We start from the raw sequence: 14,097 nt of genomic DNA on the forward strand, positions 1-14,097 counted from the left end.
GCCCCGGACGCCCGGCACAGTCGAGCCCGTCCGGCGAACGGGGACGGAACCGGCCCCTGGACAGGCGGAAAGCCCCCCGGACGAACGGCACGATCGAACCCGTCCGGCGAACGAGGACGGAACCGGTCCTCCGGGCAGGCGGAAAAGCCCCCGACCAACGGCACGATCAAGCCCGCCCGGCGAACGAGGACGAAACCAGTCCCCCGGACAAGCGGAAAGCCCCCCCCCGACCCCCAACGGCACGATCAAACCCGTCAGCCGGTCGAGGAACGGAACCGGCCCCCGGAGCGACCCGCACCCGCAGCCGCGCGCACCCCGCCCGCCCCGCGGAACCCGCCCGCGCCCGCCGACCGCCCGCCCCCGGGCAGGCCGCCGTCTACGAGTGGCCGAGGTCCTCCGTGGGTGCGTCCGGCTCCGCCGGGACCGAGCCGGAGTCCCGGGCCGGGCGCAACGGGTACTCGTCCACCTGCATCGTGTCCAGCGCGTGCGGCACCGGCTTCGGCGGCTTCGGCATCACCGCCGCCTCCGAGTGCCCACCGCACCCGTAGGCGAGCGAGACGACCCGCCCGTCCGCCGGACCGAACTCGTTCGCGCACACCCCGAACGCCTGCCTGAGCGACCCCGCCAGCGGGACCAGGAAGGCGCAGGTGACACACGAGGCCGGGGCGGCCTGGGCCATCGGTGTCTTCGCGCCGAACGCCTCGTCCCACCGGTCGGCCGCCGCGTGCAGCCCGTAACGGGACAGCACCCGGGCCCGCCTCATGCCGAGCTCGTCCGCGACCGCGGCGATCGCACCCCGGCCGGTCGTCGCCGGGCGGGTCGTCAGCTCCGCGTCCTCCACGTCGACGAGGTCGGCCATCTCCCGCGAGACCTCGGAGACCACGGAGTTCGGCGGCGGCTCGTCCTCGCCGGTGTAGCCGGGCTCCAGGCGGATGTCGTCCGCCTCGGTGGGCAGCAGATCGCCGGGGCCCATGTCACCGGGGCGCAGCCGCTCGCTCCACGGCACCCACTCCGGGGCGAGGAGCGCGTCCTCGCCGGGCAGCAGCACCGTTTCATCGAGGGTGACGTACTTCGCGCGGGAGGCGCGGGCGACGGTCACCGCCCAGCGCCAGCCCCGGTAGCCGGGCTCCTTGCACTCGAAGAAGTGCGTGACGACCCGGTCACCCTCGGAGACCACGGCCACATGCTCGCCGACGACCCCCGGCGCGGCTGCCTCCTCGGCCGCCGCGCGGGCGAGGTCTACCGCCTCGGCGCACAGACGGTCGGGGACAGGGGTACGGGCCGTACGGCTTCGCGTCGTCGCAGCACTCACAGGTCTCGCTTCTCTCCTACGCCAGTCTCACGAGCGCGCCAGCACATCCATCGGTTTCGGCCATGACGGATGCGGGCGGAGCGGACCTGGGGGCCGCGTCGACGTCCACACCCGTTGCTGCCTGCCTCGGGCGCACCTTCTGCAATCCATTCTGCGGGATCGCCGAGAGGCGCGCGGCCGAGAACAACCGCCGGTGGCGCGCTACGCACGCTACCCTCTCCGCCGCCCCCCGCCCACCTGCCCGTCCCAAACAAGGCCCTATCCGGTGTCGTGTCCCCTGCGAAGACCTCCTCGGGCGCCCGCCTCCGGACGTGCGTCGGCCACGGCCCACACCGGGTCGACCCGCCCGGCAGGGACGGATCCGCTGGCCCGACGGGGCGGAGTGCACCGCGCCCCACGCCGGTCCCGGTTCGCCACCACCGGGACTGGGGCACTATGACGAAGTGACTTCCGCCCGGTCGCACGAGGAACCCGGCCCGCTCCGCAGGGCGGGCCGGGCGGTCGGCCATGCCCTGCGGATGCCGTTCACCGGCACCGCCAGGGGCATCCGCAAGGCGACGCACGCCCATGGCGCCGGGGAGTCCGGGCTCGGAAAACTGATCGAACTGCACGCCGTGAACGGCGCGGGCGACGTGATGATCACGGTCGCGCTCGCCTCGACGGTGTTCTTCTCCGTGCCGACCGACGAGGCCCGCGGCCGGGTCGCCCTCTACCTCGCCATCACCATGGCGCCCTTCACCCTCCTCGCCCCCGTGATCGGCCCGCTCCTGGACCGGCTGCCGCACGGCCGCCGCGCCGCGATGGCCGGTGCGATGCTGGCCCGCGCGGTGCTCGCCCTCGCCATGTCGGGCGCGGTCGCCACCGGGGGCCTGGAGCTGTATCCGGCCGCGCTGGGCGTCCTGGTCTGCTCGAAGGCGTACGGGGTGGTGCGCAGCGCGGTGGTGCCGCGGCTGCTGCCGCCCCGCTTCTCGCTGGTGAAGGCGAATTCCCGGGTCACCCTGGCCGGGCTGCTGGCGACCGGCGCGGCCGCCCCGATCGGTGCGGGGCTCCAGCTCATCGGGCCCGGCTGGCCGCTGTACGGGGCGTGCGCGATCTTCATCGGCGGTACGGTCCTCGCCTTCACCCTGCCGCCCAAGGTGGACTCCTCGAAGGGCGAGCGGAAGGCCAGGCTGGTCCCGTCGCACGGCGCGGCGGCCCCCGGCGCGAAGGGGTCCTGGAGCGGCCGGCTGCGGGGCCTGGCCTGGGGCCGGGAGCGGAACGGCGAGAAGCGGCCCGGTCTGCGGTCCGTGGGCCCCTCCGTGCTGAACGGGCTCCAGGCCAACGCCACCCACCGCGCGCTCTCCGGCTTCCTGATCTTCTTCCTGGCGTTCCTGCTGCGCGAGCACCCGCTCGCCGGTCAGAGCGCCGCCGTCTCGCTCGGTATCGCCGGTGTCGCGGCCGGTGCCGGGAACGCGCTCGGTACGGCGGTCGGATCCTGGCTGCGGGACCGGGGCCCCGAGGTGATCGTGGTGTCGGTGCTGGCCCTGGCCCTGGGGGTCGCCGTGCTGGCCGCGCTCTTCTTCGGCACGGTGATGGTCGCCGCGCTCAGCGCCACCGCCGGGTTCACCCAGGCCCTCTCGAAGCTCTCGCTGGACGCGATGATCCAGCGCGATGTGCCGGAGGAGGTCCGCACCTCCGCGTTCGCCCGGTCCGAGACGGCGCTCCAGATGGCCTGGGTGGTCGGCGGCGGCATCGGCATCGCCCTCCCCCTCAACGGCGTACTGGGCATGTCGGTCGCCGCGGGCATCCTCGCCCTCGGCGCGGCAACGTCCGTACGGGGTCTGCTGGGCGCCGCACGACGCGGCTCGCCGCACCCCCGCGTGGCGTGAGCCGGAGCGACCGATAGCCTTCGGCCCATGACCGTTGCGTTCTTCTCCGGTAAGGGCCGCCGAATCGGCGTCGCTCTTGGTGCCGTGTCCGCGGGACTCCTTGTCCTCTCCGCCTGCGACAAGCCGACGCCGCTCGCGACCGTAACGGTCGGCGGCAACTCGGTGAGCACCGAGGCGTCCTGCTACAACGACGGCAAGGCCCTCAAGAAGTCCGAGTACCAGAGCTGCCTCAACAAGAAGGCGGAGAAGTCCGTCGAGGTCGCGATGGACGACAAGGTCCGCTTCGGCGTCGACCCCGAGATCGCGGACAACGGCTGGACCCTGTTCATCAACGGCCAGCAGGCCGAGCAGGAGCCGTACAAGAAGACCTACCGGTCCATCCCGGGCAGCGCCTTCTTCTCCAGCCAGACCGGCGAGACCGCGGACAAGACGCAGATCAGCATCGTGGAGACCAAGGGCAAGGAACTGACCGGCGTCTGGCACTTCGAACTGAAGAAGTCCTCCTGACCCCTGCCCGACCCCTCCCGGCCCCGGAGGCGCCTGCCGTGCGTGTGCTCGTCGTGACCGCCGTCCCCGCGGAACGGGACGCGGTCACACGTGCGTTCGGGGACGGTCCCGACGGCGGCCCCGGGACCACGGTGCTCCGGGTGCCGGGCGCTGAACTCCACCGCGCGGGCCCCTTCGACGTCCTCGCGGCCGGTGCCGGACCGGCCGCCGCGGCCGCCGCGACGGCGTTCGGCCTCGCCTCGGGGCCGTACGGGCTGGTCGTCTCCGCCGGTATCGGCGGCGGATTCGCCCCCGCCGCCCCGGTCGGCTCGCTCGTCGTCGCGAGCGGCATCGTCGCCGCCGACCTGGGCGCCGAGACCCCCGACGGATTCGTGCCCGTCACCGGTCTGGGCTTCGGCCGCGACCGGTTCACGCCACCGCCCGCCCGGGTACGGGACGTGGCCGCCGCCACCGGCGCGCTCGCCGCCGAGATCCTCACCGTCTCCACCGTGACCGGCACCGCCGACCGCGCCGCCGCCCTGCTCGCCGCGCACCCGGGGGCCGCCGCCGAGGCCATGGAGGGCTTCGGGGTCGCCGAGGCCGCCGCACGGGTCGGCACACCCGCCCTGGAGATCAGGGCCGTCTCGAACGCCGTCGGCCCGCGCGACCGGGACGCCTGGCGCATCGGCGACGCGCTGGCCGCGCTCACCGAGGCGTTCGGGAAGCTCGTACCCGTACTGGAAGGTTGGACCCACCATGACCGAAACGACTCCTGACCCGTCGGCCCCGCTGCGGATCGCGTTCTCGCCGTGCCCGAACGACACCTTCGTCTTCGACGCCTGGGCGCACGGAAGGGTCCCCGGCGCGCCCGCCCTCGACGTCACCTTCGCGGACATCGACCTCACGAACGGGATGGCCGAGCGCGGCGAACTGGACGTCCTCAAGGTCTCGTACGCGGTGCTGCCCTTTGTGCTCGACGAGTACGCGCTGCTGCCGTGCGGCGGGGCGCTGGGCCGGGGCTGCGGCCCGCTCGTCCTCACGAAGGAGGCGGGCACGGACCTGACGGGCCGGACCGTCGCCGTACCGAGCGAGCGCTCCACCGCCTATCTGCTGTTCCGCCTCTGGGCGGCCGAGGTGGTGCCGGGCGGGGTGGGCGAGATCGTCGTGATGCCGTTCGACGAGATCATGCCCGCCGTGCGCGACGGGAAGGTGGACGCCGGTCTCGTCATCCACGAGGCCCGGTTCACGTACCAGAACTACGGGCTGCACAACCTCGCGGACATGGGCCGGCACTGGGAGGAGACGACCGGGCTGCCGATCCCGCTCGGCGCGATCATCGCCAAGCGGTCGCTGGGCGCGGACACGCTGAAGCTGCTCGCCGAGTCGGTGCGCACCTCGGTCCGGATGGCCTGGGACGACCCGGAGACGTCACGGCCGTATGTGCTGGCGCACGCCCAGGAGATGGACCCGGCCGTGGCGGACCAGCACATCGGGCTGTACGTCAATGAGTTCACGGCCGACCTGGGCGAGGACGGCTACGCGGCGATCCGCGGACTGCTGACCCGCGCGGCGGCCGAGGGGCTCGTACCGCCCCTCGGCCCCGACGCGCTGTCCTTCGCCTGAGCCCGGAGATCCGAGACGGGCCCGGGTCCTGCCCGGGATCAGACGTCGAGCTGGTCGGCGACCGCGCGCAGCAGGCCGCCGATCTTCTTGCCGGCCGCCTTGTCGGGGTACCGGCCGCGCTCCAGCATCGGTGTGATGTTCTCCAGCAGGGTGGTCAGGTCCTGCACGATGGACGCGAGCTCGTCCGGCTTGCGGCGCTGCGCGGCCGCGACGGAGGGGGTCGGGTCCAGAACCGCCACCGAGAGTGCCTGGTCACCGCGCTGGCCCGCGACGACTCCGAATTCGACGCGCTGTCCGGGCTTGAGGACGTCGACACCGTCGGGGAGCACGGAGGAGTGCACGAAGACGTCGCCGCCGTCGTCGCGGGAGAGGAAGCCGAAGCCCTTCTCGCTGTTGAACCACTTGACCTTGCCAGTCGGCAAAGCACGCACCCCATCTCAACCCGTATGCAACCGCGCAACCTGTAGGCACCGGTGCAACCTGTATGCCGGAACAAAGCCTCAGCAGGTCAGGCTATCCAGTGGTGGTGCTCCCCTGCTGGCAGCAGCCTCCCCAGGGGAAGTACCCCTCGTCAAGCCTGGTCATCCGGACTCTGTCCGGAAACGGCGCCTGCTTTCCGCGCCGGTGGTCACGGGTCGGTTCGCCGGTGCCGGGAACTACCCTGGCGGGGTGAGTACTACACCTTCTGGCGCGGGCGACCGGCTGGTCCGCATCGGCGCGATCGTCTTCTTCGTCGGCGCACTGTCCACACTGGCCACCATGGCCCCGCTCTTCCTCGGCACCCATCCGCTCCCGTCCATCGCCTGGTCGCTCTGCATGCTGATGGGCGTCGGCTTCCTGATCGCGGCGGCGGGTGTGATCCGCTCGGTCCGCGCGGGAGCGGCCAAGAGGTAGCGGGTACCGGCCGACCACCACCGGGGCGGGCCCGGCTCATCACCCCGCGTGGGGCGGCAGTGCGCGGGGCCGCAGGCGCTCGCCCTGCGGCCCGAACACGACCAGGTACTCGACCGGCCCGCCCGGTCCGGCGTTGGCGACCCCGTGCGGGGTACGGGTGTCGAACTCGGCGACCTCTCCGGCGGTGAGGACGAGATCGTGCTCACCGAGCGCGAGCCACAGCCGCCCGGACAGCACGCACAGCCACTCGTGCCCCTCGTGCGCCGTCCGACGCGGTCGCGGCGGCCGTACGTCGGTCGCGGGCAGCACGTGCTTGTGGGCGTGCACGCCCCCGACGTAATGGGTCAGCGGCAGCACCGCCTTCTCGTCCACCGGAGCCCGCCGCGGCGGACGACGAGCCCCTTCCTCCGCCTCCCGCCCCTCCCTCCCGGCGGGCGCGGTACCGACCAGCTCGTCCAGCGAGGCGCCGTAGACCCGTGCCAGGCGCAGCAGCAGTTCCAGGTTCGGCCTGCGCCGCCCGTTCTCGACCCGCGACAACGTGCTGAGCGCGATGCCGCTGGCACGGCTCACCTCGGTGAGCGTCTCCCCCCGGGCCTCGCGCGTGGCCCGCAGCCGCGCCCCGATGGCGGCCGGAAGACCGCCGGTCCCGTCGTCCGCCATGCCGTCCCACCCTTCTTCCCCGGTCCTGTTCCGGTCCATGTGCCCACCCCCTGTCCTGCGAGTTTGCCAAAGTGTCAACGCCGGTCGCATCCGCCGGCGCCGCGGCGCATGATCGGTGCGTACCGCAGCCGACCGGTGCGCTTCGCAGCCGACCGGGAGCCCGAGGAGAACGCATGCAGCCGTCCGTATCCCCCACAGAACCGCGCCACCGCACCGTGACCGCCCCCGCCGGGCGGCTGCACGTGGTCGAGCAGGGCACCGGCCCCCTGGTCCTGCTGGTCCACGGCTTCCCCGAGTCCTGGTACTCCTGGCGCCACCAGCTCCCGGCCCTCGCGGCGGCCGGATACCGGGCGGTCGCGCTCGACGTGCGCGGTTACGGCCGCTCCTCGAAGCCGTCCGCACCGCAGGAGTACCGGATGCGCGCCCTGGTGGCGGACAACGTGGCCCTGGTGCACGCCCTGGGCGAGGAGTCGGCGGTGGTCGTCGGGCACGACTGGGGGGCCAACATCGCGGCCGCCTCCGCCCTCCTGCACCCCGAGGTCTTCCGCGCGGTGGGCCTGCTGAGCGTTCCCTACGCCCCGCCCGGCGGCCCGCGCCCCAGCGAGGTGTTCGCACAACTGGGCGGGGACGAGGAGTTCTACGTCTCGTACTTCCAGGAGCCGGGCCGGGCGGAGGCCGAGATCGAGCCCGACGTCCGGGGCTGGCTCGCGGGCATCTACGCGGCCCTGTCCGCCGACACCATGCCGGGCCCCGGGGAGCCCGACCCGCACTTCGTCGGCCCCGGCGGGCGGATGCGCGACCGGTTCCCCGCGGACCGGCGCCCCGCCTGGCTCAGCGAGGCCGATCTCGACCACTACGCCGGGGAGTTCGAACGCACCGGCCTGACGGGCGCGCTCAACCGCTACCGGAACATGGACCGCGACTGGGAGGAACTCTCCGACCTCGACGGCTCGCCCCTCACCCAGCCGTCCCTGTTCATCGGCGGCGCCCTGGACGCCTCCACGACCTGGATGGCCGACGCGATCGCCGCCTATCCGGTCACGCTTCCCGGCCTGGTCTCCTCCCACGTCCTGGACGACTGCGGCCACTGGCTCCAGCAGGAACACCCCGAGGAGACCAACCGGCTGCTGGTCTCCTGGCTCGCGGAGGTCTCCCGGCGGACACCCGCATAACTCTTCTCATCCGCAAACACAAAAAAACTCCCCCCACCACTGCACTTCACTGCCCTTCGCTGCACTTCACGTAACTACTTCACGTAACTTCACGTACAAATAGCCATGCGATTGGCTTGAAGTGCGTTGCCTTTGCTATCGCCCCGTTGATACAGATGAAGCTCAGGGGACGCGAGGGGGGATTGGCGTGACGGGGTGGGACATCAGGCCGAGCGGGGTGGAGTCCGTTCTCTCGCTGGTGGGGCTGGCCGCCGAGGACCTGAGCAAGGGGGTCCGGGGCTACGGCGAGAGCGTGGAGGACGCCGCGCTGCACGCGGGGACGATCAGCGGACCGTACTGCGGCGAGGCGCCCGCCGGGCCGGTCGGCGCCTCGGTGGCGGACTTCATCGCGGACACCCAGCAGCGGATCAGGTTCATGGCCGCCCGCACGAAGAAGTCGATGGACGGCACCGTCGAGGCCACCACCGAGTACATCGAGGGCGATCTGGCCATGGCCGCCCGCGCCCAGCGCGAGGCGGCGAAGGCCCCGACCCCCGCCGAGATCAGGGCGGTCGGGCAGAAGCCCGGCCACCGGGGCGGGGAGTAGCCGCCGTGATCGAACCGGGTGGGGTGCCCCAGTACACCGGTGACTTCGGCCGGCTGGAGAAGGCCGTGTCCGGTCTGCGTACGCATGCCACGGGCATCCGGAACGGCGGGAAGGACGTGCATGCGCGCTTCCAGGCGACGGCCGCGTACTACCAGGCGCCCGAGGCGGAGAAGCTGTTCTCCTCGACCCGGCCGGTCATGGACACGGCCGAGGAGTTCGCGACGGACATCGAGTCGCTCGCCGACGCCCTGGACACGTTCATCCACGAGGCCAAGCCGCACGCGGACCGCCTCAAGCAATTGAAGCTGGACGCGATCACCTTCGTCGACAGCGTCCGGGGCGACGACGACTGGACCGAGGACCAGAAGAAGACCGATGCGCACCAGGCGTTGATGGACGACGTGGCCGCGGCGTGCGCGGCCTTCCAGGAAGCCGAACGCAGCGCGGCCAACAAGATCGCGGCGATCAGCCCGGGGGCGTGCCGCCCGGCGTGGATCGTGGACGACGGCACCCACGGGCTCGGTATGTACGGCCAGAACGCCGACACGCTCAAGGGCATGGAGGACCTGCCGTGGGGCAGCCCCGAAGGGCGTACCTATGAGCGCTGGAGCCTGGAGTGGTGGGGGCACGGGGCCAAGAGCTGGGCGTGGGACGGCCTGATCAAGGACAGCATCTGGGGCGGCCTCGACGGACTGGGCACCCTGGTCGGCTTTCACGGCGGCGAGGCCCGCGACCAGGCCTGGGACGGTCTGCGTCGCACTGTCGTCGGAGGTTACGCGTACGGGATGGACCTGTTCGGACAGGACGAGCACCTGTCCGACTGGCAACGCGACAGCAAGGCGTACGCGAAGGAGTTCGGCAAGCAGTTCATCGCGTACGACATGGCGAACGAGGATCCGGCCCGTGCCCACGCCGTGCTCTCCTTCAACATCCTCACCCTCGCCACCGGCCCCTTCGCCGCCGCCGCGAGGCTCGGCAAGGGCGGCACGATCGCGAAGGCCGCCGGCACCATGGCGAAGATCGGCGACGCCCTGGACCCGCTCTCCGGCACGTTCAAGGCCGCCAAGGCGCTCTCCGACCTGCCCAAGGTCTCCCAGATCCTGGCCAACGTCAGCGACCACCTCCAGATGCCGAGGACCAGGTTCCCCGACGGTGCGTTCGACCTCGACAGTCGTTACCGGGTCGACAAGGACGGCACGTTCGTCCCCCTCGACCCGGAAGGCAAACCCCACCTGGACCCGGCGAAACACGAACCCTCCGCCGCCGAACGGGGCGCCGGGCGTCCGCACGGCGACCGCGAGCCGGTGGGCGTGGGCGCGCGGACGGACGAGAACTCCGCACATGCGGGCGGCCACGGGTCGCCACGGGCGAGCCATGACCCGCACGGCGAAAACGGTGATCGCGTTGATTCGGCGCGTGAGGGGAAGAGCGGCCGGTCCGGTGAGACCAACGCGGGGCATGCCACGGAAGGGCGGCACCCCCATGACCTCCAGGATGGGGAACTCGGGGGCTCGGACGGCCATCCTCATGACGGTGTTCCGGACGGAGCGGGCGCATTCCCCGACTCTGGCGGCCACGGCGGGTCCGACGGGGATGTTCCGGCGACGCCCGACGGTCCATCACCGGACGGCGATGGGCAACCCATGGTTCGCGGGGGCGAGACAGAGCAACGTGTTCGTGACGCGATCAAAGGAATTCCTGGCTCGCAACGGCCGAAGCCCAACGTCCTCGACAGAGTGCTCGACCGGCTCGCTTCGGAACCCGACGGCCAACGGGTCGCCGACGTCATTGCTTCTGGGCAATTCAGCCGGAGCGACAAGTTCGGGCACGTCATATCCTCCCTGGGGGCGAAAAAGGAGCACATGTTCCAACCCGGTGCCGACCAAATCATGTTTGCGGACGACTTGGTCAGGAGTGGTGTGCCCGGGCACACCATCGACTTCGAGCAGAAAGTTCCGGTCGGTGCCGACATGGACGTCCGCGTCAAGGACGAGTCCGGTGCCGTCTACGCCTACCAGATGAAACACCTCAACAACCCCATGGATGAGGTCAGTGAGATCACCAGAGGCCATAACCTGCTTCAGCTGGCGAGAGCCGAAGCAGACCACCACGTACTGCTCGTGGACGGTGGCCGGGGAACTCGCGCGGACTGGATATCGAACGGTTCATACGATGCCTTGATGGACATCCACCGCGGCGGGAGTGGACCGAAGGGTGAAGGCATCGCATTCGTCGTACGCCTGGAGGATGGAAACCTCGTGATCCCGCCCGGCAGCAAGCTCGACCCCAAGGACATGTTGTGATCACCTCGACGCCCATCGGCGAATGGACATGGGAACTCACCGCGGACAGTGGTGAGATTCGGCCTACCCGTGCCGCGCAGGTCGTGGCAGCGATCTGGAACGAGCTGGCTGTACGAGAGCTCGCTCTCCCCGGGGGGAAGGCCGACGTTCGGGTCATGAACCGGAACGATCCGCGCGATGTCCACCTCGCCGCAGAGGACCTGAGCATGGGGACGACCCCCTTGGCTCCGCGATCGGCCCTCGCACGGGCAGTGGCGCGAGCCGAGGCGTTCGACGGGGACCTCATCACCGTCATCCGCGTCGAATGCCCCGGCTTGTGGCTGGAGCCGGGATTCGAGTACCGCGCGGAGAAGCTGTTCGCCATTCATCTGGAAGTGTGGAGCGGCAGCCTGCTTACCGCGACGTTGGAGACGTACTCCGACGCCTGGCTGACAATGGACACACGCAACCGGGAGCAGCCCGAGGTGTACGCGGCGAACGCTCCCCGACTCGCCGCCGCGCTCCAGGCCGTCTCGGCACTGCTCGGCACTGCGCCCGTCCCCGGAGACGAGAACCACTACGCGGCGCCGAGCGAGACCGGCTTCCGTGACCTCCGGGACGAAGGTCCTGCCTACGACGATTCCTGGGGGACCTTCGAAGGGCTCGACCGGGCAAGCCTGTTGCAATCCCGCATTCCGCGATCCGAGGACGAGTACGAGCAGATCACCGAGCACTCGGTCCGGTACTTCACCATTCGACGGGACGGAAGGACGCTCGGATTCCTCTGGGCCTCCGTCGGCGATGCCGCCGCCGGCTATGTCCCTCGAACCGCAGCCGGGGACGATGCCTTCGATGCGGGAGCGGCCTGGCTGCTGGCCCTGCGAGAAGCCCACGGACAAGGGCTCGCCCCGCTCACGGCATTGGACTGGCTGGCCAAGCACCCGGCCCGCCCGGGAATCGGCGTGATCGTTGAGGACACCCCCCGGGCGGCGTCGTCCCTGGACGCCTTGGAAGAGTTGTCGGGTCGGTACTGACGCCTGCCCCGCGTACCTGTTTCCCTGCCAGAAAGCAGCCGATGACCCAGGACGTCATAGCCCTCACCCCAAAGATGCCGGACACCAAGGCGCTCCTGGCCGGGCTCCTCGCCGGCGGTCCCGATCTGCTGGTGGACCGGGCGGGCGACGGGTCCGTCGCGCGGTTGTGCACGGCCGCCGGGCAGGCGTTGGTGTCGCTCGAAGCGCCCCGGTACGTCCAAGTCCCGGGCGAGGTGGCCCGGTTGCTCGGGCCGGATGTGCGTGTGGAGTCGCCCGTGTGGTGGACCGAGGCGCGGGCGGCCGGTTCCGTGGAGGGGGCCGTGCGGCTGGCCGGGTCCGTCGCCGGGAGGCTGGTCGCCGTGCACGGGGGCACCGTCTGGCCGCGCGGGGCCGGGCACACCGGTGTGGTGGCCGGTCTCGCCGACGCCGTCACGGACGCGACTCCCCCGGGCGTCGACCTGCTCACCGACCGGGCCGCCGTCGTCATCCAGGACCGCCCCGTGATCGCCGCCACGACCTGGCTGACCGACGTGGTGCGCAACGCGGCCCGCACCGGACGCGAACTGCACCTCGTCACCCCGCCCGGCACCCGGCTCACCTTCCCCGCCCGCACGCTGCTGGACGGCCTGCCCGCACGCTGGGTCGTGAACGACCCAGCGTGCGGTTACTACGACGGCCTCTCCGGAGCCGTACTGCGCTGGCACGAGGGGCGGTTCACCCACGCCGCCGACGGACCCCGGATCGCGGACGCCTTCCGGCCCCGACCCGGCACCGAGGGCGAACGGCAACTGCTCCTCTCCATCCGTACGGTCCACCCCGCCGACCAGCATCTCGTCCTGGGCGGCGCCCTGGAACAGGCCTGGCGCACACTCACCGGAGCCCCGCCCGCCGGATGGGCGACCGCCGAACCGGTCGGCGTTCCCTGGTCTCCACGGCAGTTGACCGACCTGGCCCGCACCCGCGCCCGGCGGTCCCTGCCCACCTGGGCCGTCGCGACCGGCGCCCCCGGCTGCCCGGCGATCGCCACCGTGCGCACCGCCCGCACCCACCTCGGCGTCGAGGAGCACATCACCCTGGCCCTCGGCTACCACGTCGGCAGGGACGTCCCGGTGGACGCCCTCCCGGAGCTGGCCGAGTCCCTGGCCGACAGGCACAACCTCGCCACGATGATCGGCCAACTGCGCACCGCACGCGCGGACCTGACCACCCCGGCCCACTACGAGCCGCCTGCGGTGCCGCTCTCACTCGCTCTCGGCCCTGACGCCGTGGCCGGTCACGACGGGGCCGGCACGGCCTTCGCGCCCGTCCGGCTCGGCCCGGCCACCCGGCCCGCCCTGTACTACCCACTCGGCGACGGCACCGACCCCGCCTCCTGGGAGCGCCTGCGGCAGATCAACGGCCACCTGGCCGCCACCACCGGCCAGGACTAGTCCCCGCGCCGGGCCGGGCCGGGCCGGTGGACGGGGTCCAGTGGTCCGCACCCCGCACCGCGCACCCCGCCCCGTGCACCCCGCCCCGTGCACCCCGCACCCCGCCCCCGCCCCCGTCTCAGCGGCCCATGTACTCCTCCAGCCAGGCCGGGAACTCCTCCAGGGACGACAGGATGACGTCCGCGCCCGCCTCCCGGAGTTCCTGGGCGTCGCACGGGCCCGTGGTGACCGCCACCGACAGGGCGCCGGCGGTGCGGGCGCCGCGTACGTCGCCGGTGTGGTCGCCTACGTAGATGTGGGCGCCGTGCTCGCGCAGGGCGCGGGCCTTGGCCTCGGCCCAGAGGCCGCCGATGATCGCGCCGGGTTCGATGCCCAGGTGGGTCAGGTGGAGTTCCGCGCTCGGGCGGTACTTGGCGGTGACGACCACCGTCCGGCCGCCCCGCTCGTGGATCGCCGCGACGGACTCCCGCGCGCCCGGCAGCGCGAGGCTGGGGGCGATGGCGTGTGTGGGATAGATCTCCCGGTAGCGGTCGGCTGTGGCGGGGACCGAGGCGTGCGGGAACCAGTTCCGCAGCTCCTCCTCGACCGGCGGGCCGAGCCTGCTCACCACCAGGTCGGCATCGATCGGCGTCCCGGTTTCAGCGGAAAGTGCCAGGTAGGCGGCCTTGATTCCGGGCCGGGTGTCGATGAGCGTCATATCGAGGTCGAAGCCGACCGTCAGGGGGTGCGAAGGCATGGCGTCCATTGTCC

Annotated in this window: 14 protein-coding genes; 10 read left to right on the forward strand and 4 right to left on the reverse strand. The window is 71.9% G+C overall.

Annotated features, from left to right (window positions below):
• Positions 1-376 precede the first annotated feature (376 nt).
• Positions 377-1,312 (reverse strand): DUF3027 domain-containing protein, encoded by a 936-nt coding sequence (locus ACFVFH_RS24540; protein ID WP_383772327.1) that lies wholly within the window; start codon positions 1,310-1,312, stop codon positions 377-379.
• Between the two features lie 443 nt (positions 1,313-1,755).
• On the opposite strand from ACFVFH_RS24540, the gene ACFVFH_RS24545 reads away from it, so the two are divergent.
• From ACFVFH_RS24545 to ACFVFH_RS24560, 4 genes are read left to right on the forward strand one after another with little or no spacing between them, the layout of a single operon-like run.
• The gene (locus ACFVFH_RS24545; RefSeq protein WP_383772329.1) at positions 1,756-3,180 is read left to right on the forward strand and encodes an MFS transporter; all 1,425 of its coding nucleotides are present in this window, start codon (positions 1,756-1,758) and stop codon (positions 3,178-3,180) included.
• A gap of 27 nt (positions 3,181-3,207) precedes the next feature.
• Positions 3,208-3,687: a DUF2771 domain-containing protein gene (locus tag ACFVFH_RS24550; protein ID WP_093540354.1), complete on the forward strand. Its 480-nt coding sequence runs from the start codon at positions 3,208-3,210 to the stop codon at positions 3,685-3,687.
• A gap of 38 nt (positions 3,688-3,725) precedes the next feature.
• On the forward strand, positions 3,726-4,442 hold the full coding sequence (locus ACFVFH_RS24555; protein ID WP_383772331.1) for a futalosine hydrolase: 717 nt from the start codon (positions 3,726-3,728) through the stop codon (positions 4,440-4,442).
• Positions 4,423-5,289 carry a 1,4-dihydroxy-6-naphthoate synthase gene (locus ACFVFH_RS24560; RefSeq protein ID WP_383772333.1) on the forward strand — a complete coding sequence of 289 codons (867 nt, stop codon included), beginning with the start codon at positions 4,423-4,425 and terminating at the stop codon, positions 5,287-5,289. The genes ACFVFH_RS24555 and ACFVFH_RS24560 overlap by 20 nt, the downstream gene beginning before the upstream one ends.
• A gap of 38 nt (positions 5,290-5,327) precedes the next feature.
• Here ACFVFH_RS24560 and ACFVFH_RS24565 read toward each other — a convergent pair whose 3' ends face one another.
• Positions 5,328-5,711, reverse strand: a complete 384-nt coding sequence (locus tag ACFVFH_RS24565; protein WP_383772335.1) for a cold-shock protein — start codon at positions 5,709-5,711, stop codon at positions 5,328-5,330.
• A gap of 247 nt (positions 5,712-5,958) precedes the next feature.
• On the opposite strand from ACFVFH_RS24565, the gene ACFVFH_RS24570 reads away from it, so the two are divergent.
• A complete protein-coding gene (locus ACFVFH_RS24570) occupies positions 5,959-6,183 on the forward strand; it encodes a hypothetical protein (RefSeq protein ID WP_329590327.1) in 225 nt (74 codons plus the stop codon).
• A gap of 39 nt (positions 6,184-6,222) precedes the next feature.
• On the opposite strand, the gene ACFVFH_RS24575 is transcribed toward ACFVFH_RS24570, so the two are convergent.
• On the reverse strand, positions 6,223-6,843 hold the full coding sequence (locus tag ACFVFH_RS24575; protein ID WP_383772716.1) for a helix-turn-helix domain-containing protein: 621 nt from the start codon (positions 6,841-6,843) through the stop codon (positions 6,223-6,225).
• A gap of 173 nt (positions 6,844-7,016) precedes the next feature.
• Between ACFVFH_RS24575 and ACFVFH_RS24580 the strand changes: the two genes are divergently transcribed.
• The 5 genes from ACFVFH_RS24580 (at position 7,017) to ACFVFH_RS24600 (ending at position 13,347) form a co-directional block, all read left to right on the forward strand.
• Positions 7,017-8,015, forward strand: a complete 999-nt coding sequence (locus ACFVFH_RS24580) for an alpha/beta fold hydrolase (RefSeq protein ID WP_383772338.1) — start codon at positions 7,017-7,019, stop codon at positions 8,013-8,015.
• Between the two features lie 187 nt (positions 8,016-8,202).
• Complete coding sequence (locus tag ACFVFH_RS24585) at positions 8,203-8,601, forward strand: DUF6507 family protein (RefSeq protein WP_383772340.1); 399 nt, start codon at positions 8,203-8,205, stop codon at positions 8,599-8,601.
• Positions 8,602-8,666: 65 nt separating this feature from the next.
• On the forward strand, positions 8,667-10,904 hold the full coding sequence (locus ACFVFH_RS24590) for a hypothetical protein (protein WP_383772342.1): 2,238 nt from the start codon (positions 8,667-8,669) through the stop codon (positions 10,902-10,904).
• Positions 10,901-11,917, forward strand: a complete 1,017-nt coding sequence (locus tag ACFVFH_RS24595) for a hypothetical protein (protein ID WP_383772344.1) — start codon at positions 10,901-10,903, stop codon at positions 11,915-11,917. Before ACFVFH_RS24590 ends, ACFVFH_RS24595 begins: the two co-directional genes overlap by 4 nt.
• 41 nt (positions 11,918-11,958) lie before the next feature.
• On the forward strand, positions 11,959-13,347 hold the full coding sequence (locus ACFVFH_RS24600) for a DUF6177 family protein (protein WP_383772346.1): 1,389 nt from the start codon (positions 11,959-11,961) through the stop codon (positions 13,345-13,347).
• Between the two features lie 118 nt (positions 13,348-13,465).
• Here ACFVFH_RS24600 and ACFVFH_RS24605 read toward each other — a convergent pair whose 3' ends face one another.
• Positions 13,466-14,092: an HAD family hydrolase gene (locus ACFVFH_RS24605; protein WP_383772348.1), complete on the reverse strand. Its 627-nt coding sequence runs from the start codon at positions 14,090-14,092 to the stop codon at positions 13,466-13,468.
• Between the last annotated feature and the right edge of the window lie 5 nt (positions 14,093-14,097).

This window comes from Streptomyces sp. NPDC057697 (assembly GCF_042799335.1).
In the GTDB taxonomy this organism is placed as follows: domain Bacteria; phylum Actinomycetota; class Actinomycetes; order Streptomycetales; family Streptomycetaceae; genus Streptomyces.

Coding starts and splice junctions, on each gene's coding strand:
- ACFVFH_RS24560 (WP_383772333.1), top strand. CDS start 4,423: ATGACCGAAACGACTCCTGACCCGTCGGCCCCGCTGCGGATCGCGTTC.
- ACFVFH_RS24575 (WP_383772716.1), bottom strand. CDS start 6,843: ATGGCGGACGACGGGACCGGCGGTCTTCCGGCCGCCATCGGGGCGCGG.
- ACFVFH_RS24550 (WP_093540354.1), top strand. CDS start 3,208: ATGACCGTTGCGTTCTTCTCCGGTAAGGGCCGCCGAATCGGCGTCGCT.
- ACFVFH_RS24580 (WP_383772338.1), top strand. CDS start 7,017: ATGCAGCCGTCCGTATCCCCCACAGAACCGCGCCACCGCACCGTGACC.
- ACFVFH_RS24605 (WP_383772348.1), bottom strand. CDS start 14,092: ATGGACGCCATGCCTTCGCACCCCCTGACGGTCGGCTTCGACCTCGAT.
- ACFVFH_RS24600 (WP_383772346.1), top strand. CDS start 11,959: ATGACCCAGGACGTCATAGCCCTCACCCCAAAGATGCCGGACACCAAG.